We start from the raw sequence: 18,541 nt of genomic DNA on the forward strand, positions 1-18,541 counted from the left end.
TAGAAAGAAAATGGAACATAAAGGAGTCCGACAATGAGTGAAGAACATCAAGAATCTTATCACTCTGACAATCTAATTGATTTAATGAACCACACACTCACAAACGATCATTTGCAATTGTTAAAGAAATTAGGCGAGATGGCCGCTAAATTAAGAATGAACCTCTTCCTTGTTGGCGGAACCGTTCGTGATATGCTAAGAGGGGTACCTGGTGGAGATTTAGACCTTGTAATAGAAGGGGATGCACTCGCCTTTAGCCAAAATGTTGCAAATGTCTTAGGTGGCAAGGTCAAGCATCATGAACCATTTGCCACCGCCACTTGGGTTGGAGCTGAAAACTTAAAGCTTGATATTGTCTCCGCTCGGGCCGAGTCGTATGCCAAGCCAGGCGCGTTACCCACGATTCGCCATTCTCACATAACCGATGACTTGGCTCGGCGCGATTTTTCCATCAATGCAATGGCCATTCATTTACATCCAGCCTCTTACGGCCAACTTGTGGACCCTTTTCACGGCCGTCATGATTTAACGAATGGGCTCATACGGATATTACATTCACAGAGCTTTATCGATGATCCAACCCGCTTGTTTCGGGGAGTTCGTTTTGTCAGCCGGTTCAATTACCGATTTGAACAAAAGACAGCTAACCTCGCTTTAGCCACACAGCCAGCATTAACGAATGCTTTGGCTAACGTATCACCAGAACGGATTGTCCACGAGCTAAAGCTTCTTTGTCACGAGACAGATCCGGTCAGCTCGTTTTCAAAGCTTGAAGATTTGCATGTTTGGCAAGCATTGCTTGGCCTTACGTTTTCTTCTTCTTCTGCCACCCACCTTTCGCGGTTGCAGGAAGAACAAAATGGAGAGCCACTTCATTGGTTTCAAGCAATTGCAACGGTTGGATTTCTTGAGGACAACTGGAAGGCTTCACTCGTTCCTTTCGCCATCACAGGTATGGAGCAGCGGTTCTTACAAAACATTGAGGACATCCAAAAACGGTTAACTAATATGACTCGTTTTTCAACGGACTATTTGCATAAGCAGCTATATCAAGTGCCTGAGGAGCCGCTTCGCTTTTATGCGCTGTCATCAGGCGAGGAAATGCAAAAGGTACTCAAATTGTATTTGCATCAACGTAAACAACTCCAACCTCTTTTGACAGGACATGACTTAATGGAACTAGGGATGAAACCCAGTCCTTTATTTAAAGAGTGCCTATTACTGCATGAATGCGAACAATTAAAAGGGACAATCGAAAACAAACAGGATGCACTCCAATTTGCCCGTGAATTTTTTAATCAGAAACAGCGCTTATGATACAAATGGAGAAAACCTCGGCTGCTCATCCACTTCATAAGCCGAGGTTTTCTCCTTCCTAAGAGTAAAAAGAGTCGCCTTGAAGGCGACCCTTTTCTATTGATATTTTTTAAAGACGAGAGTGGCGTTATGTCCACCAAAGCCTAATGAGTTACTTAATACAGCATTCACGTCCTGCTTTCTTGCTTCATTTGGAACATAGTCCAAATCACAATCTGGGTCTGGCGTTTCATAGTTAATAGTTGGAGGAACAATCCCCTCTTCAATCGCCTTCACCGAAAAGATCGCTTCTACAGCCCCTGCTGCACCGAGCAAATGTCCGGTCATTGACTTCGTCGAACTAATAGCCAATTTGTTCGCATGGTCACCAAACACTTGTTTAGCTGCAAGTGTTTCGTATTTATCATTGTAATACGTGCTCGTTCCATGGGCGTTCATGTATTGAATGTCTTCTGGCGCCAATCCTGCATCCTCGATGGCTTGCTTCATAGCACGGGCAGCTCCTTCTCCTTCTGGAGCGGGCTGTGTCACGTGATAAGCATCGCCTGTTGCGCCATATCCGACAATCTCAGCATAAATCTTTGCCCCACGCTTTTCAGCAGATTCCAGAGACTCAAGAATGAGAATTCCAGATCCTTCTCCCATAACAAAGCCATCTCGATTCGCATCAAATGGACGTGACGCCGTGTTTGGATCTTCGCTTGTTGAAATCGCCTTCGCCATACTAAAACCAGCAACAGCCATATTCGTGATCGGAGCCTCTGCGCCCCCAGTAATCATCACATCAGCATCTCCCCGTTGGATGACTTTAAACGCATCACCTATCGAGTTAGCTCCTGATGCACAAGCGGTTACAGAGCAAGAGTTGATTCCTCTGGCACCTGTTATAATTGACACTTGTCCAGAAGCCATATCAGGAATCATCATTGGAACGAAAAACGGACTGACCCGACGGTATCCTTTTTCGATAAACATTCTAAATTGATTTTCGTATGTTTCCATCCCACCGATGCCAGAGCCAATCCAGACCCCGACTCGCGGTGCAATGTCTTCTGTGATCTCAAGGTCAGCATCCTTCAACGCCATTAATGCAGAAGCGACCGCAAATTGCGTAAAACGGTCCATTTTCCGTGCTTCTTTTCGGTCAATATGCGTTGTCGGATCAAATTCTTTTACTTCAGCAGCTACTTTCATTGGGAAATCAGCAGCTTCGACACGCGTTAACAGACCAACCCCAGATTGGCCGGCAATGGCTTTTTCCCACGTTTCCTCTGCCGTATTTCCAAGTGGTGTCACTGCACCGATCCCCGTAACAACTACACGTCTATTCATATAACGATTCTCCTTTGCAACAGTTTTCCTCTTATGCTTATCTTCCCCATCTAAGAGCTAATGAACCCCACACAAGTCCAGCTCCAAATCCAACGAGTACGAGCAAGTCTCCATCTTTTATTTTACCATCATTTAACTCATCCACCATAGCCATCGGTATAGAGGCTGATGAAGTGTTCCCATACTTCTTAACGGTCGTTGACATTTTCTCAACTGGCAACTCCAAACGTTCTCTGGAAGCTTCCATAATTCGAATGTTCGCTTGGTGCGGGATAAGAAAGTCCACGTCTTCTTTTGATAGGCCCGCTTTTTCAAGGACGCTCAGCGCTGATTCACCCATTTGTCTGACGGCGAACTTAAACACTTCCCGCCCATTCATTTGGATGTACTCCCCTTTTTGATTAATATGCATAGCGCCTTCCCCGTCCGCTCCTAACTCATATGCAAGGATTCCTCTGTCTTCAGAGACTGCCCCCATGACGGCGGCTCCAGCCCCATCACCAAAAAGAACGGCTGTATTCCGGTCTGTCATATCTGTAATTTTTGATAGCTTCTCGACCCCAATGACGAGGACGTGCTTATATCCACCATTTTCAATGAATTGTTGTCCAGTTGCTAATCCGTAAATAAACCCAGCGCATGCTGCACTAATGTCCATCGCTGCCGCTTTTTTGGCTCCTAAACGTTGCTGAACCAATGTTGAAACAGTCGGGAATGGCATATCTGGTGTAACAGTTGCGACTAAAATAAGGTCAATCTCTTCCGCTGAGACTCCTGCAGCTTTTAATGCTTTGACGGATGCCTCATAGGCCATGTCTGATGTGTCTACATTGTCAGGGGCAAAACGCCGCTCCTCAATACCAGTACGTGTGCGGATCCATTCATCTGACGTATCGATCCGTTTCTCAAAATCTTTGTTTGTTACGACATGCTCTCCCACATAACTTCCAATTCCAAGAATTCCTGCTCTGGTCACTAGCTAGGACCCCTTTCTAATATACGATCATTCCTCGTAGGGATTACGAGTTATTATTAGTACCTACTACTAAATTTTATCTTATTTTTCTCCCCCTGTCTACTATATCCCCATTCTTCAAAAGCTACCTTTCATACAAGATGATCGCCCTACACCCATGGTCTCATGGCGCATATACTAAGTAGCGAGTAGAAGAAACGGATCGAGAAAGGAGTCAGTACGATGTCCAATCAGGAGGAGCGAGATTTTTTCACCGATCTTATGTTCGGACGGCCACCTGAAAGCACCGATGTTGCTGAGGAAAACCCTCAGGAAAGCACAAGTGGTAGCACCGTAGAAGAAACAAAAACAGAAGGAGAAACGAAGCAAGAAGAAACGAATGCAGCTCCAGCACTACCACTTACTTTTGAACAGATGGAACACATTTTTCGCTTGGCCCAATCATTAGGACCAGCATTGAAAAGTCTTTCCCCATATGTAAAGACGATACAACAATTGATAAGTCAACAGAAAAAAGACTAAACAAAGGGGCTGGCTCTCTTGTCAATCACATGACACAAGAGCCAGCCTTCCATTCATCGTTCTTTCAATCAAAAACCAAGAAGCATAGGGCTGATTTATTTATAGTAGCCAAAAGGTGACTGGCTAGGAGGACCATACATCGGACCAAAATTTGGACCGTAATTTGGGCCAAAATTCGGGCCATACGAAGGGCCATAAGCTGGTCCGTACCCTCCATAAGGCTTTCCACCAAATAATAACGGTCCAACGGCGAGGCCGGCTAAAAAGGGAAGGACGGCAGGATAAAAGCGTTCCCCTGTTCCGATATATCCATACTGTCTATAGTAAGGGCCATGCGTATAAACGTTCATCGTGACACTCCTTCTAATAGGTGTTCATACCATCTTATGCCCTTTGTCCGTCAGTTGCGCACGTCCCGTTATAACTGTTTATCACTACTTGCCAATTGAGCCAGCACATCATGCAAAAAGCCTTCTAATTTTTCAACGGCCTTCACTTCCGCTTCTGTCTTTAATTCCATCCCTTTAATGTCTTCCACTGTACGAAGAAACCCTTCAAATTCACCTGTTCGTAACTGAGCAATGGCATAGGAAACAAACACTTGCGGTTCGGCCACATCTGTCTGTCGGAAAAGCTCGATATACGGGGTCAACGTTTGGATTCCTTCTTCAAAACGCTTGTCTTTTAATTGTTGTTTTCCTTTTTTTACTTCTTTTACAAACGATCGTAGTGCATCCTCTTTGTTCATCTTCAAGCCCCTTTTCCTGTTCATTTCATACTACATAAATGGGGTGATTGAATCACGTGCATGATAAAAACGTTCGCTTGTCACAGCTGCTTCATACCTACCACACGTATCCGCTTATAATCGGCCCACCAATTCGTTCCATCAAATAACGCGTCCTTCACTTCCGCTTCGACAAACCGCACAATCTCTGCTCTCTCCGTCTCGCTTTTTCCTTCAATAACGCTTTCAGCAAACATGGCCAGCCAGTGTCGTATACCATCCCCGCCCTCCAAAAGGGTCGGGCGATTAAAATGTAGCGCGTGGGTTACTCGAAAACCAACTTGTTCCATGAGTGAGGTATATTGACCAATGCTTGGGAAGAACCATGGTAACTCCTCTTTTGACCAACGGCTATCGGCCTGACTCATCGCATCTGCTAAAGTGTTCACAATCGTCTCCACATTTCCTTTTCCGCCAAATTCCGCTACAAATCTTCCACCCGGCTTCAATGAACGATAAATGACCGTTAAGGCCTCTTCTGCGTCCTTTATCCAGTGCAAGACAGCATTCGAGAATACAGCATCGAATGTTTCAGAAAAGCTCAAGTCTGTCGCTTCTGCCACTTGAAAATCAAGGTGAGGGAACTTTCCCTTGGCTTGTTCGATCATTGACTCTGACACATCAACACCGATTACCTTTGACCCTAGCTGATAAATTTGCTCGGTTAAATCTCCTGTTCCGCATCCAAGGTCGAGAACGCATTCCCCTTCCTTCGGCGCTAACCATTGAATAAGATCTTCCCCATATGCTGATACAAAACGGTGCCTCTCATCATAAAGTTTCGCATTCCAGTCATCCGTCTGACGATTGCTTGACCCCAATCCCATCACTTCCCCGTTTTTATTTGAACCCTATTCGTACTACAGGAAAAAATGTAATATCATCACAAGCTTTTGCTTATTGCAAGTAAACTTTCTTAAAGGGCAAAAAGCTTCTTTTACTGAAAGTCATCGCGTAACCTTCGAGAAAAAGAATAAGGCCTCTCTGCTCGTCCAAAGCAGAGAGCCCTCTTTTATCCATCATTTTGGCTTTGCTGTGCGTCTTCCCAGCCTAACTCATAGGCTTCATTCATAACGTTCATTAAAAGTTGCAGCATTGGCTGCATCTCTTCCATCGATAGCTCAATTCCTTTTTCGTCGAGAAACGCTTTTCCCTCCGGAAGATGCTTCATCGCAATTTGCATGAATTGCATGTTACGATTTGGTTCCACCTGAAACGTCACCTCATTCACCTTTTGATGTTCCTACATTACTAAAAATCGTGCTTGCTTTCAAGGGTCATAGTCTAACGTTCTTCCTCATGTGGAAATTGACCCGTTTGAATATAGGTCGAGATGGCATCTGTTACTTGCTCCCTTACTTCATCTGGAACAACCGAGCTAAACTCCCCAAGAGATACGACTCCATCTTGAAAGTCATAATATAAGTTCCCTGATTCTAGTTTCCCTTCTTGGAACCGTTTCGCTACGAGTACATATAAATCATCGACATGCTGGACGGTGCTCGTTAAAATTGTAGATCCTCCTAAATCGGCTTGATCCCCGACATACCCAATAGCAAAATCTCCTTGATCTTTAATCGCTTCAACGACTGGGACATGGTAGCCATCCCCTGCAGGATAAAAAACATCAACCTGCTCTTTTTGCAATTCCTGAAATAACTCTAGTGCCTTGTCAGCATCTGTCCATTCTCCTACGTACCGAACAAAGGCTTCCGATTCATTCATGTACTTAGCGCCATCAACAAACCCTTCTACTTCAGGCTGCCATGGGAATGCCGCAATGACGCCGACCTTATGAGTCTCACTCATGCTTGCTGCCACCATACCACCAAAGTAGCCCATCGCGTACCCTTCAAAATGAAGGCTTGTTATATTTTCACCCTTCACTTCTCCATTAAAGCTTACAAAGTGCACATCTGGGTATTGATTATGTATGGTCGAGAAATATTCGGCGAAGGCATGTCCGTGTCCAAAAATAAGATTTACCCCACCATCAACTAATTCTTTAATTCGTCGGTGGGCTTTTTGCTCACTGTTCACACCTTCTTCTAAGACAACATCTACATCTAAGTTGCTATGAATATTTAGCAATCCTTCATAAGCCTTTCGATTCCAGCCTTGGTCATCGATGGTATCTTCGACTAACAATCCTACCATTAATTCTCTATCTGTTGGCATGTTGGAACAACCGGCAAGGAATAAAACAGCCAGAAGGATGCTTAATACACGTATCATCTAGTTCGACACGCTCCCTTACGAATGGATCATGCTTTCGTTGGATTTTCGCATGATTCCGTAGATTTGGCTTTCTCATGATCCATTTCTCTCTACTATCTCTATTCAATCAAAACTAACGGCAAACGGATATTACAGTATCGTTACAAAATGATGACAAACAAATTCCCTATATCTTTTTGACTATTTAGCGTGTTTCCATTTCATAAATAATCGTTCCACTAAAAAGCCACAAACTAAGGCAATCACAACACTAAACCCGTCTGAAAGCAACAACACATTATGGAATAGTATATAAGTGCTTATTGTTATTATAGCAAAAATGAAAATACCGAAAATGGCCTCTTTAACGTTCATGCCCTCCCTCCTTATGGCAAAATTTCTTATTCGTCATCTAAATGATTAATGCAGAAAACTCTTCCACCTTTGCCATTGTGTCACATGTTCTCGTTGCTTTTCAAGCCCGTTTTTCAACGGTGTTATCACCTTAAAACCGAGTAGCTGCTTCGCCTTCTCATTCGATAATATAGGGGACAATGGAGTAGAAGATGGATTCCATGATTTATTAAGTAGGTGTGCTTTCCCTTTTTGCCATTCGTTTACGTTTCCGGACGATAGCTGAATCGTTTCATTTGTATGCTTCGTTTTCCCTGCAAGTAGCAGTCCATTTATAGCATCACTAATATACAGTGCATCCAATGTTGATTGATCATCTTTTACCTCTTTTCGCCCTAGTAGGAGCTGCTGATACGTCATATCCTGACGTTGCCAAGGACCGTAGATTGTTGGCAAACGGAGGATCATATAATCCAGCCCCCGTTTGTCCGCTTCCTTCTGGAGCAGCTTTTCAGCTGCCAGCTTAACGATACCGTAAGGAGAGATAGGTCGTGTTGGTGACTGCTCCGTTATCGTTCCTAATCGCTCACCATACACTTCAACTGAAGACACAAAAATCAACCGGGTTCCTTCCTTTGCTTGCGCCGTAAGCGCCCGGATTCGCCTAAACGTATTTTCTTGATTTTCCGGTAAACGTGTCCATAGTTGTTCTCTTTTCGGATGAGCTGCCAAGTGATAGATCGTATCCACGTGTTGAGTGACTTTTGAAAGCTCAAAACGTTCGAGCGAACATTCAATGAAATGAAAAAGGGCATTTCGCCCCATCCGCAGTTGCTTCTCCTCGTACTCTTCCTTCCTCATCTCATCGTTGCAATGATCAATAATGGTTACGTCAATCCCTTGCCCTAATAAGGCTTCACAAAGATGATAGCCAATGAACCCTAATCCCCCTGTAATAAGCACTCGATTCACAGATGTCCCTCCCTACGATTTCGCCGGCTTTTCATGATAATTTTTTTTCGTGTTTACGGAAAAATTGATAAGTTGGATCAATTAAAGAAGAAAATGACTTTTGCGCCATTCGAAGCGTCAGTGTAACTGGACGGTTTTCACGCTCTGCTTTTAATTGAAACGGTTTACTATGGGATTGGACAGGATAACGTCTTTCATTCATTTCATGAAAGATGTGCATAGGTGTTTCAAGATTTGTATAACGATTGTTAAAATATTGATATATAAATGGTTCGACATCCTCGGTGCTCACTTCGTGGGCTGCTGCCATTTCAATTAAAAATCGTTTATAAAACAATTTGTTGGCTTTCTCTTGATCATAATAAGATACGAGATCTAAACATGGATTGATGAAAAATCCGGAGCGGATGCGATCTGGCATCTCCTCCATAACATTCATGGCTAACAACGCCCCCATCCCTTCACCAATCAAGTGAATGGACGGATTTAAAATTTCTCGTTTTATTGACAAATGATATAGCCTTAGAGCTAGTTTTGTTGCCTGTTCACTTCCCCAGTGTCTTCCAAAGAAATTGGAAGTGATGACAGTATACCCATGATGCAGCAAGCCACGAATAAACTGTTCTCTTTCGGGATGCTGTCTCCAAGAACAAGTCTCCTGTTCTACGTAGTGAGTGATGTCGCCAAATAACATACAGGCAAATCCATTTGGACGTGCAGGTAAATAAATAACACACCACTGATCTTCTAATTGAAAGGTCCTTCGTAAATCAATCATGACGTCGCCTCTCATCCACTAGCATTAAACCATTTTGATGGTTCGTCTCGCTTTTCATTCTCCACTATACGGTATGCAGCAGATGGAAAAACGGAATCAAGCTTCGTCGTTTTTTATAGAATTGATAATTTGCCTATTCCTTTCAGGTTTTGATCATCCTATGCAGCAACTTCTATTGTTATGTCTTTAAAGATGCTTTCAAACGTAATAGGATAGGCTTTTTTGTCATGAAACGACAAATAAAGGAGCTGGGACAAAAGTCTATCTTTTGAGACAGCTTCTTTTATTAGTTATACTTCACGATGAGTTGCAACTATGATCGGCGGAAACGAGCATTTTTCCTATGCATTCTCTTTGTAAACTTGCTGCAGGCGTCTCGTGATTTTGGCCATCAACTTGGAAACGTCCGTCAAGTTATGCGTATACAGAAAAAAGGTTCGGATCACTTAATTTTGATGATCCGAACCTTTTTTCTTACGTTTGGCTAGTATTGTTCCAACGTCCATGTTTCAGTTTCAGGTTATCTTGGTCGCGTTCCTCATTCACCCTTCATCTCTTAAGGCTTTCGTTTATACGTCCACTTTCGGTCTTTGTTCGTTGTTTCTGGAAACCGATCGCCTGCTTCTAATTTCACTTCTCGCGGATCGGTTACCATATCCCCCGTTTCACCGATTTCCACATAGACACCATTGTTAGGCGCTTTTTGCCCTGGAATGAACTGTCTGTTTTGCCCCATATTCTCGCCTCCTTTTAGTAAAAGGCTACCCAAATAAGTGAGCAATTATGTTTCATTCACCTGTTAAAAGAGCTGTTAGGACAGCCTTTTGTGCATGGAGACGGTTTTCGGCTTGATCATAAATAGCCGAATGAGGACCGTCAATGACAGAAGCTGTTACTTCTTCTCCGCGGTGAGCTGGTAAGCAATGTAAGAAACTAACGTCCTTTTTGGCTAATGTTAAAAGCTGGTCATTCACTTGATACGGCTGGAATATCTCTTCACGCTCAGACTGCTCTGCTTCATATCCCATACTGGCCCAAACATCTGTATAGATCGCATCAGCATTTTCCGCGGCTACTTGCGGGTTTGTCGTCTGAACGAGCGTTGCTCCTGTCTCTTTCGCTGCTTCTGTCGCTCGTTGAAAAATCTCCTGATCGACTTCGTATCCTTTTGGAGTAGCAACCGTCACATCCATGCCCGTTTTTGCCCCTATGGCAAGCAATGAATGGCAAACATTGTTCCCATCGCCAATATAAGCGAGCTTTTTACCAATAAGGGTCTCTTTTTTCTCGAGAATCGTCAAGGCATCTGCAAGCGCCTGACAAGGATGATAAGCATCCGTTAATGCATTAATCACTGGTACGGTCGCATAGTGTGCAAGCTCTTCCACAGACTCATGAGAATTCGTTCGAATCATAATTGCATCCACGTAGCGGGAAAGGACATTGGCGGTATCTTTAATTGGTTCTCCTCTACCAATTTGCAAATCTTTTGGGCTTAAAAACAGTGCATGCCCTCCAAGTTGCGTCATTCCGACTTCAAATGACACCCGGGTTCTCGTCGACGCATTTTCAAAAATCATCCCGAGTGATTTTCCTGTAAGATAAGGGGTCGGCTCTCCATTCTTTGCTTTTTGCTTCAGCTCGTGCGCTTGGGTAAGAAGTTGCTGAACTTCCTCTGGTGCATAATCTAACAGTGTTAATAAGTCACGACCTTTTAAAGAGATGACTTTTTCTGACAAATGGTTCATCTCGTGTTCTCCTCCCATGGTTTCCTAATTCATCACAACATCTGGAAGTAAAAACGGCTCGCCATCCTTTACTTCTAGACATTCAATCATTTTTTCGAAAGTGGCTAGATCAGACACGACCGTCACTCGTTGCTTCAATGCCTCTTCTCTATTTTGTTTTCCGGTTTTTTGCCCAGGAGCCGGAACACTCACTAAACAAATGGCATCCTCTGAAGCGAGCCACTCAGAAAAGGACATCGCTTCCTCCGTTACAACTGAATACCCTTTTTCTTTTAATTGTCGAAGAAGCGGTTGCCATTCGGTATCGTACGCTCGATCCACTTGACAGAAAACAGAGCCTTTTTTCCGGAAAAGCGCTGGAGTCTGTTCCTCTCCCCACGCAAACGCTTTTCGGAAAGCCGATGGGAGATCCTTACTAATAGCAATCAGCTCACCAGTGGATTTCATTTCCGCTTCTAGTAATGGATCGAGCCCCGCGAGCTTTTGATATGAAAACACAGGTGCTTTTACCGTATAATACGGGGATTCCTTTCGGTAACCAGCTGATAGGCCTAACTCGGCAATGGTTTTACCGAACAAAACATCAATTGTATGCGTGATGAGTGGTAATGAAGTGGCCTTACTGAAAATCGGCACGGTCCGGGAAGCCCGGGGGTTCACTTCAATAACGTATAGCTCTTCATCATAAAGGACGAATTGAATATTGAATAATCCTTTGTACGCCATCCCTTTAGCAATTTGCCTTGTATAGTTGATCGCCTGTTGCTTCCACTTAGCTTCAAGTGTAGGTGGTGGAGTCACCGCCATACTATCACCAGAATGAACACCTGCTTTTTCCACATGTTCAAACATCCCCGGTATGAAAATATCAGATCCATCTGTTAATACATCGACTTCAAATTCCACACCCGGATAATAGGCGTCCACAAGTATTGGGTACGTGACCGAATGGTTCTTGTCTTCACAAAAGGCCGCCAGTTCCTCCTGATTAGAAGCGATGAACATCCCTTGACCACCGATCACATACGATGGGCGGAGTAAAATTGGATAACCGATCGATTGTGCAGCTTTCAGTAGTTCTTCCTTCGTCTCTGCCGTCTTCCCTGGAATGTGAGGCACCTCGACGGAGCACATAAATTCATAAAAACGCTCACGATCCTCTAGCTGGTCGATGACATCTTGCGTCGTCCCTAAAATCGAGACACCTGCTTCTTCAAGCCCTTTCGTAAGACCGATCGCTGTCTGTCCACCAAGCTGAACAATGACGTGATCTACATTTTCCACCTCGATGACGTTCAATACATCTTCTACAGCTAATGGCTCAAAGTAAAGACGATCGGCTGTTTCATAATCAGTGCTGACCGTTTCCGGATTGTTGTTAATAATGATCGCTTCAAAGTTACGTGCTCTAAGGCTTTTGGCCCCATGTACAGAACAGTAATCAAATTCGATCCCTTGTCCAATACGAATCGGACCAGAGCCAATAATTAACACTCGTTCTTTTGCTTTTTCCGGTAGCAGTAAATCGTTTTCCCCAGTCCAACTAGAGTAGTAGTATGGCGTTTTTGCTTCAAATTCCGCCGCACACGTATCAACCATTTTGTAGCTTGGAACAACCCCTAACGCTTTTCGAGTGTGCCGAACATCAGCCAATCCAACTCCCCAACTAGATGCGAGCCATTCATCGGAAAATCCGTATTTTTTATAAGTGGAAAGTTCATCTGATGTTATGTCATCTAGTGATTGTCCTGCAATTTCCTTTTCCAATGTCATTAACTTGGCAAAGGAGGTGAGGAAAAAACGATCGATCTTCGTTTGCTCGTGAATCGCTTCAATTGTTACGCCACGGCGAAGCAGTTCAAGGATTGCAAAAAACCGGCGGTCATCCGCTTTTTTCACAATCGCCCATAACTCGCTGTCCTCCCATTGGCTAAGAGAAGGAAGAGAGAGTCCGTGCGTTTTGATTTCGAGCGAGCGTACCGCTTTTTGTAAGCCAGCCTCAAGATTCCGCTCGATCGCCATCACTTCACCAGTCGCTTTCATTTGCGTTCCTAGTTCGCGATTGACATGGACAAGTTTGTCAAACGGCCAACGTGGAAACTTTACAACAACATAATCAAGAGAAGGCTCAAAGCTCGCATACGTATCTTCGGTAACTGGGTTTTTTAGTTCGTGTAACCCGTAACCTAAGCTAAGCTTCGCTGCCATTCGTGCAATTGGATACCCTGTCGCCTTCGAAGCGAGCGCCGATGAACGACTCACGCGAGGATTGACTTCAATAAGATAGTATTGTTTGCTATCAGGGTCTAAGGCGAATTGAATGTTACAGCCGCCTACTATTCCAAGGGTACGAATGATCTTTAACGATGCTGAGCGAAGCATTTGATACTCTTGATCGGTTAACGTTTGTGACGGTGCGACAACGATTGAATCCCCTGTATGAACGCCAACTGGATCAATGTTTTCCATGTTACAAACAGTAATACACGTATCATTGCTGTCACGCATCACTTCATATTCAATTTCTTTAAAACCAGCAATGCTTTTCTCGATCAAACATTGTTGAATCGGACTTAGTTCTAAGCCGCCTTTTACAATGCGGATGAGCGCTTCCTCTGATTCAGCGATTCCACCACCAGCACCGCCAAGGGTATAGGCTGGCCGAACGATAATTGGATAACCAACCGTGTTTGCAAAATCAACGGCTTCTGCCACTGAATGAACAATTTCGCTTTCTGGTACAGGCTCATGGAGCTCATGCATTAATTGACGAAACGCTTCTCGGTCTTCCCCTTTTTTAATTGACTCCATGGGTGTCCCTAATAGCTCCACATTGTAGGCCTCTAAGATACCAGCTTCCTCTAGTTTCATCGCCAGGTTAAGGCCTGTTTGCCCACCTAATGTTGCCAGTAAGCCATCAGGTCGTTCCCGTTCAATAATGTTCTTCACACTGGCAACCGTTAATGGCTCGAAATAAACGACATCAGCGCACGCTTCATCCGTCATAACCGTTGCTGGGTTGTTGTTGACGAGAATGACTTGGATCCCTTCTTCTCTTAAGGCGAGGCATGCTTGTGCGCCAGCGTAATCAAATTCAGCCGCTTGCCCGATGACAATCGGACCTGAGCCGATTACGAGTACTGATTGAATATCCGTCCGTTTAGGCATAGGTTTTCTCTCTCCCCTTTGCTGCTACATCATCGATGAATGAGTGAAAAATTTCGTCACTGTCACTTGGCCCTGGATGAGCCTCTGGGTGGAATTGAACCGTCTGAATCGGTAAATATTTGTGGGTTAACCCCTCAATGGAACCGTCATTAATATTTTTAAACGTAGCGTCCCAATCCGTTCGTTGGAGTGAGTCTTCCTTCACTACGTAACTATGGTTTTGTGACGTCATATACACACGATTCGACTTCAGGTTGATCACGGGTTGGTTCGCTCCCCGATGACCGAAACGGAGCTTCTCCGTGTCTGCACCAAAGGCTAAGGCGAGCAACTGGTGTCCAAGGCAAATCCCGAGACTCGGATAGGTCGATGCAAGGCGATAGATAGTCGGAAGCCGATCCTCGATTTGCTTTGGATCTCCTGGACCGTTCGAAAATAAGAGACCATCTGGATTTAATTCTTGCACCACTTCAAACGAAACATCGTAGGGAACAATCGTCACCTGACAATCACGTTTTAGTAAAGAATTTAAGATCGATTGTTTAAACCCGTAATCAATTAAAACAATGTGAGGACCGTTCCCTTCAAACGTCTCTACTTTTTTCGTTGACACTTCATCCACTAACGCCCGCTCAGACAGGGGCACCCACTCTTCAAATGACACACGGGAAAGGTCGGTCGTGATGACCGCAGGCATATCACCTTGCTCACGAATTCGTTTCACGACAGCTCTCGTATCAATGCCTGTTAGTAGCGGAAGCTGGTGCTGATCACAAAATTGCTGCAACGATTGAGTCGCTTCATAATGGTGTCCTTCTTCCGATTGTTCACTAACGATAAGCCCAGCGGCTTGTGGCTCCTTGCTTTCAAAATCTGAAGCGTTGATCCCGTAATTCCCGATAAGAGGGTATGTGAAGACAACTAGCTGCCCTTTAAACGATGGATCACTTAACACCTCTTGGTAGCCAGTCATTCCCGTAAAGAAAACAACCTCTCCATATACATCCTCTTTTGCATTCGCGATCTCTCCAGCAAATGTTTCCCCTGTCGCTAATACTAAATATGCCTTCACCTTCGCTCGCCTCCAAAAATCGAATACTTATTACTCCTTAAGAATTTTTATACATTCAGTCGCTAAAAAAATACGTTAAGCGTGTACGGAAGCTTGATCAAGCACTTCCTTCAATTGTGTGACCGCCTCGTGCAACTCTTCCGAAGTCACAACGAGAGGTGGCAACAGACGAATCACATTCGGCCCTGCGTTTAAGACTAACAAGCCTTTTTCCCGCAGTTGTTTGATGAAAGGGGCCCCTTCTTCTTGAAGCTCGATTCCGACTAAAAGCCCGTTGCCTCGAATCTCTTTCACAATTTCTAGACCGGAAAGGGCTTCGTTCAAACCGCTCAACAACTGCTTTCCTTTTTCTTGCACAGCCTGTAAAAAGTTAGGCTGGAACACTTCTGTCAGTACCGCTTGTGCGGCCGCCATTGCTAGCGGGTTTCCACCGAACGTAGAGCCGTGACTTCCTGCTGAAAAAGCGTCGATCAAATGTTGTTTTCCAAGCATCGCGCCGACTGGAAAACCGTTTCCGAGTCCTTTTGCGACCGTTATGATATCAGGTGTTAGCTCGTATTGCTGGAAGGCGAATGCCGTCCCTGTACGGCCAATTCCTGTTTGAATTTCATCTACTATAAGTAAAATCCCATGCTCCTGACATACATGATTCACACTAGCGGCAAACTCAGGATCAATAAGGTTCACGCCACCCTCTCCTTGAATTACCTCAAGGACAATCGCAGCTGTTTGCTCGTTTACAACCTGTTTTAAAGCCGCAATGTCATTGAATGGAACGTGATGGAACGTTTCTAGCATCGGACCGAATCCAGTCTTAATTTTGTCCTGTCCTGTCGCAGACATCGTTCCGAGTGTACGCCCGTGAAACGATTGAGTAAATGTGACGATCTCGTGCTTGCCCGTTGCTTTACGTGCAAGCTTAATTGCCGCCTCATTGGCCTCTGCCCCGCTGTTGCAAAAAAAGACGGCATCCATTCCGCTTTGCTCCGTTAACAGTGCTGCTACATTTTCTTGAATTGGAATATGGAATAAGTTCGACACGTGCCAAAACGAATGAAGCTGCTCTTCTACGGCAGCCACGACCTTCGGATGGCAATGACCGAGGTTACAAACAGCGATTCCTGAGACAAAATCTAAATATTCATTTCCTTGGTTATCGTAAAGCTTTGTTCCTTTTCCAGAAGTAATCGTTACATCCCATTTGGCATATGTGGGAAAAAGATGGCTCATCGCGTTCCTCTCCTATCCTTGCGAATGAATGACTTGCTTTTTTATCGTCGTTCCGATCAACTTCCCAGACTCTGCAAAAAACACGTCGTTGCCATTAACGATCGAAACAGCCTCAAGGGTCCCTGTCAAACTATGAATTGCGGAACGAACCTTTGGAATCATCCCGCCATAGATCGTGCCCTCTTCAATCAATGACTCTACTTCCTCAGGCGTTAAAGCAGGGACTAACTCATCATCCTTTAAAATTCCTGCAACATCGGTTACGAAGATTAGTTCTTTTGCTTGTAACGCAGTAGCAACCGCCCCTGCGACCGTGTCTGCATTCACATTGTACGGTTCAAATTCATCATTGACGCCGATTGGAGCGAGCACCGGGACAAATCCGTCAGCTACAAGCATATGCAAAAGTTCACCATTAACGTGCACCGGTTCACCCACGTAGCCAAGATTTGCTTCATCGATCGCCTTGACGCGAACGAGTTCACCGTCAGAGCCAGATAATCCAATGCTTTTCACGCCTGCTTTTTGCAGTTTGCGGACGACCTTTTTATTCGTCTGACCACACAATACCATTTCGGCCACTGACAACACGGAATCCGTTGTTTTTCGCAAACCATCAACAAACGTTGTTTCAACCTCGAGCTTGGCGAGCATGCCATTTATGGCTGGTCCGCCCCCATGCACAATGATCGGTTTCGCTCCTTCGGCCTGCAAGCGCCGAACACTCGTAAAAAATGAATCTGACAGTGAATCTAATACACTTCCCCCGCATTTAATGACGACAATGTCCCCCATAAATGTTTCCGCTCCTTTTTTCAATCCCTTACGTTCGATAACCGGCATTAATTCGTACGTAATCATAGGTTAAATCACAGCCCCACGCTTTCCCTGTCCCATTGCCAATATGAAGGTTCACCGAGATTTTTACAGGGTCTGCTTCTTTCAAGTAAGCTGTTGCTTCCTCTTCTGAAAAGCTTGTAGGCTCACTTTGCTTTAATGTCACAATCGGTCCGATCGCTATATCAATTGTCTCTTGATTAACTTCACAACCGCTGTACCCAATCGCACAAATGACCCTTCCCCAGTTGGCATCAGCCCCGTAAATCGCTGTTTTGACAAGATCAGAACCGACGATTTGCTTCGCCACCATTCCTGCTTCTTGATCATTAGCAGCGCCTGTGACTTCGACTTCGATCAATTTTGTCGCCCCTTCGCCATCACGGGCAATTTGCTTCGCGAGATCTTCACAAGCAAGCTGGAGTGCCTTGTAAAAATTAGCCCAATCGGGATGCTCCGGTGTGAGAGCTTCGTTTTCGGCAAGACCGCTCGCCATGACGACAACCATGTCATTTGTTGATGTATCTCCATCCACGGTAATTCGATTAAAGGTCTCATTCGTAATCGCCGATAACGCCCCTTGAAGATGACCATGATCAATATTTGCATCCGTTGTCACGAACGATAACATCGTCGCCATATTCGGATGAATCATCCCTGATCCTTTTGCAACTCCTCCAACAGTAACGGTCATACCATTTACTATCGTTTGATAGCACGTATGCTTTTCTACCGTATCGGTCGTTAAAATCGCTTCATTAAACGCGTGAGCGCCCTCGATAGTCGCTTCTGGCTTCAATTGACGAATCCCATTCGTGATGACGTCCATCGGTAAAAATTCGCCGATCACTCCCGTAGAGGTCACCGCAACATAATGCTCTGGAATGTGAAATGTTTCTGCCCCTACCGCTCTCATCGTATAGGCATCATCCAATCCCCGTTTTCCCGTACAAGCGTTAGCAATTCCACTGTTGACGATCATCGCCTGCAGCTTCCCTTCCACGGCAATGCTTTCTTGTGTCACCTTTAACGGTGCCGCCTGCACTTTGTTTAATGTATAAACAGCCGCGCTGCTCGCAGGAACTTCACAAACAATCGCGCCTAAATCTTTTCGCTTTCGCTTGACACCCGTATGAATGCCTACGGCGGAGAAGCCTTTCGCCGATGTCACGCTGCCCGTTTCAAGTTTTAAGACATTTGCTGTTTCATTGATGACGTTCATCTCTATCGC

At 44.7% G+C, this 18,541-nt stretch carries 19 protein-coding genes; 2 read left to right on the forward strand and 17 right to left on the reverse strand.

Annotation, left to right across the window (positions count from 1 at the left end; translation table 11 throughout):
* Positions 1–33 precede the first annotated feature (33 nt).
* Positions 34–1,317, forward strand: a complete 1,284-nt coding sequence (locus FED51_RS14670; protein WP_053430672.1) for a CCA tRNA nucleotidyltransferase — start codon at positions 34–36, stop codon at positions 1,315–1,317.
* A 96-nt stretch (positions 1,318–1,413) separates the two neighbouring features.
* Here the strand turns inward: FED51_RS14670 and fabF are convergent, their stop codons facing one another.
* A complete protein-coding gene (gene fabF / locus FED51_RS14675; protein WP_053430671.1) occupies positions 1,414–2,649 on the reverse strand; it encodes a beta-ketoacyl-ACP synthase II in 1,236 nt (411 codons plus the stop codon).
* A 37-nt stretch (positions 2,650–2,686) separates the two neighbouring features.
* Positions 2,687–3,625: a beta-ketoacyl-ACP synthase III gene (locus FED51_RS14680; RefSeq protein WP_053430670.1), complete on the reverse strand. Its 939-nt coding sequence runs from the start codon at positions 3,623–3,625 to the stop codon at positions 2,687–2,689.
* A gap of 222 nt (positions 3,626–3,847) precedes the next feature.
* On the opposite strand from FED51_RS14680, the gene FED51_RS14685 reads away from it, so the two are divergent.
* Positions 3,848–4,147, forward strand: coding sequence for a hypothetical protein (locus FED51_RS14685; protein WP_010899031.1), 300 nt, complete (start codon positions 3,848–3,850; stop codon positions 4,145–4,147).
* 95 nt (positions 4,148–4,242) lie between these two features.
* Here the strand turns inward: FED51_RS14685 and FED51_RS14690 are convergent, their stop codons facing one another.
* From FED51_RS14690 to argJ, 15 genes are all read right to left on the reverse strand, one after another.
* The gene (locus FED51_RS14690) at positions 4,243–4,497 is read right to left on the reverse strand and encodes a hypothetical protein (protein WP_053430669.1); all 255 of its coding nucleotides are present in this window, start codon (positions 4,495–4,497) and stop codon (positions 4,243–4,245) included.
* Positions 4,498–4,565: 68 nt separating this feature from the next.
* A complete protein-coding gene (locus FED51_RS14695) occupies positions 4,566–4,895 on the reverse strand; it encodes a hypothetical protein (protein WP_010899033.1) in 330 nt (109 codons plus the stop codon).
* A gap of 80 nt (positions 4,896–4,975) precedes the next feature.
* A complete protein-coding gene (locus FED51_RS14700; RefSeq protein ID WP_138090651.1) occupies positions 4,976–5,761 on the reverse strand; it encodes a class I SAM-dependent methyltransferase in 786 nt (261 codons plus the stop codon).
* 185 nt (positions 5,762–5,946) lie between these two features.
* Positions 5,947–6,126, reverse strand: coding sequence for a ComZ family protein (locus FED51_RS14705; protein WP_041821709.1), 180 nt, complete (start codon positions 6,124–6,126; stop codon positions 5,947–5,949).
* Positions 6,127–6,218: 92 nt separating this feature from the next.
* Complete coding sequence (locus tag FED51_RS14710; RefSeq protein ID WP_053430668.1) at positions 6,219–7,169, reverse strand: BMP family ABC transporter substrate-binding protein; 951 nt, start codon at positions 7,167–7,169, stop codon at positions 6,219–6,221.
* A 183-nt stretch (positions 7,170–7,352) separates the two neighbouring features.
* Positions 7,353–7,526 carry a hypothetical protein gene (locus FED51_RS21180; RefSeq protein ID WP_166740048.1) on the reverse strand — a complete coding sequence of 58 codons (174 nt, stop codon included), beginning with the start codon at positions 7,524–7,526 and terminating at the stop codon, positions 7,353–7,355.
* A 45-nt stretch (positions 7,527–7,571) separates the two neighbouring features.
* The gene (locus FED51_RS14715; RefSeq protein ID WP_053430667.1) at positions 7,572–8,477 is read right to left on the reverse strand and encodes an NAD-dependent epimerase/dehydratase family protein; all 906 of its coding nucleotides are present in this window, start codon (positions 8,475–8,477) and stop codon (positions 7,572–7,574) included.
* 31 nt (positions 8,478–8,508) lie between these two features.
* Complete coding sequence (locus FED51_RS14720; protein WP_053430666.1) at positions 8,509–9,255, reverse strand: alpha/beta hydrolase family protein; 747 nt, start codon at positions 9,253–9,255, stop codon at positions 8,509–8,511.
* A 556-nt stretch (positions 9,256–9,811) separates the two neighbouring features.
* Positions 9,812–9,991 (reverse strand): YjzC family protein, encoded by a 180-nt coding sequence (locus FED51_RS14725; protein WP_053430665.1) that lies wholly within the window; start codon positions 9,989–9,991, stop codon positions 9,812–9,814.
* 52 nt (positions 9,992–10,043) lie between these two features.
* Positions 10,044–11,003, reverse strand: coding sequence for an ornithine carbamoyltransferase (gene argF, locus FED51_RS14730; RefSeq protein WP_053430664.1), 960 nt, complete (start codon positions 11,001–11,003; stop codon positions 10,044–10,046).
* A gap of 24 nt (positions 11,004–11,027) precedes the next feature.
* Positions 11,028–14,171 carry a carbamoyl-phosphate synthase (glutamine-hydrolyzing) large subunit gene (locus FED51_RS14735; protein ID WP_053430663.1) on the reverse strand — a complete coding sequence of 1,048 codons (3,144 nt, stop codon included), beginning with the start codon at positions 14,169–14,171 and terminating at the stop codon, positions 11,028–11,030.
* Entirely contained in the window at positions 14,164–15,243 is a 1,080-nt protein-coding gene (locus FED51_RS14740) for a carbamoyl phosphate synthase small subunit (protein ID WP_010899043.1), read from the reverse strand. Before FED51_RS14740 ends, FED51_RS14735 begins: the two co-directional genes overlap by 8 nt.
* Before the next feature lie 75 nt (positions 15,244–15,318).
* Complete coding sequence (locus tag FED51_RS14745; protein ID WP_053430662.1) at positions 15,319–16,473, reverse strand: acetylornithine transaminase; 1,155 nt, start codon at positions 16,471–16,473, stop codon at positions 15,319–15,321.
* Between the two features lie 12 nt (positions 16,474–16,485).
* Positions 16,486–17,268, reverse strand: coding sequence for an acetylglutamate kinase (gene argB / locus FED51_RS14750; protein WP_083445611.1), 783 nt, complete (start codon positions 17,266–17,268; stop codon positions 16,486–16,488).
* Between the two features lie 28 nt (positions 17,269–17,296).
* Positions 17,297–18,532, reverse strand: coding sequence for a bifunctional glutamate N-acetyltransferase/amino-acid acetyltransferase ArgJ (gene argJ / locus FED51_RS14755; protein WP_053430661.1), 1,236 nt, complete (start codon positions 18,530–18,532; stop codon positions 17,297–17,299).
* Positions 18,533–18,541 lie beyond the last annotated feature (9 nt).

Origin of the sequence: Halalkalibacterium halodurans (genome assembly GCF_005671335.1) — a bacterium.
GTDB classification, from domain to species: domain Bacteria; phylum Bacillota; class Bacilli; order Bacillales; family Bacillaceae_D; genus Halalkalibacterium; species Halalkalibacterium halodurans.

Excerpts from the sequence above, each read along its gene's own strand:
- FED51_RS14725 (WP_053430665.1), bottom strand. The coding sequence starts at position 9,991 with ATGGGGCAAAACAGACAGTTCATTCCAGGGCAAAAAGCGCCTAACAAT.
- FED51_RS14685 (WP_010899031.1), top strand. The coding sequence starts at position 3,848 with ATGTCCAATCAGGAGGAGCGAGATTTTTTCACCGATCTTATGTTCGGA.
- FED51_RS14710 (WP_053430668.1), bottom strand. The coding sequence starts at position 7,169 with ATGATACGTGTATTAAGCATCCTTCTGGCTGTTTTATTCCTTGCCGGT.
- FED51_RS14745 (WP_053430662.1), bottom strand. The coding sequence starts at position 16,473 with ATGAGCCATCTTTTTCCCACATATGCCAAATGGGATGTAACGATTACT.
- FED51_RS14690 (WP_053430669.1), bottom strand. The coding sequence starts at position 4,497 with ATGAACGTTTATACGCATGGCCCTTACTATAGACAGTATGGATATATC.
- argF (WP_053430664.1), bottom strand. The coding sequence starts at position 11,003 with ATGAACCATTTGTCAGAAAAAGTCATCTCTTTAAAAGGTCGTGACTTA.
- argJ (WP_053430661.1), bottom strand. The coding sequence starts at position 18,532 with ATGAACGTCATCAATGAAACAGCAAATGTCTTAAAACTTGAAACGGGC.
- FED51_RS14695 (WP_010899033.1), bottom strand. The coding sequence starts at position 4,895 with ATGAACAAAGAGGATGCACTACGATCGTTTGTAAAAGAAGTAAAAAAA.
- fabF (WP_053430671.1), bottom strand. The coding sequence starts at position 2,649 with ATGAATAGACGTGTAGTTGTTACGGGGATCGGTGCAGTGACACCACTT.
- FED51_RS14705 (WP_041821709.1), bottom strand. The coding sequence starts at position 6,126 with ATGCAATTCATGCAAATTGCGATGAAGCATCTTCCGGAGGGAAAAGCG.
- FED51_RS14720 (WP_053430666.1), bottom strand. The coding sequence starts at position 9,255 with ATGATTGATTTACGAAGGACCTTTCAATTAGAAGATCAGTGGTGTGTT.
- FED51_RS21180 (WP_166740048.1), bottom strand. The coding sequence starts at position 7,526 with ATGAACGTTAAAGAGGCCATTTTCGGTATTTTCATTTTTGCTATAATA.
- argB (WP_083445611.1), bottom strand. The coding sequence starts at position 17,268 with ATGGGGGACATTGTCGTCATTAAATGCGGGGGAAGTGTATTAGATTCA.
- FED51_RS14700 (WP_138090651.1), bottom strand. The coding sequence starts at position 5,761 with ATGGGATTGGGGTCAAGCAATCGTCAGACGGATGACTGGAATGCGAAA.
- FED51_RS14735 (WP_053430663.1), bottom strand. The coding sequence starts at position 14,171 with ATGCCTAAACGGACGGATATTCAATCAGTACTCGTAATCGGCTCAGGT.
- FED51_RS14670 (WP_053430672.1), top strand. The coding sequence starts at position 34 with ATGAGTGAAGAACATCAAGAATCTTATCACTCTGACAATCTAATTGAT.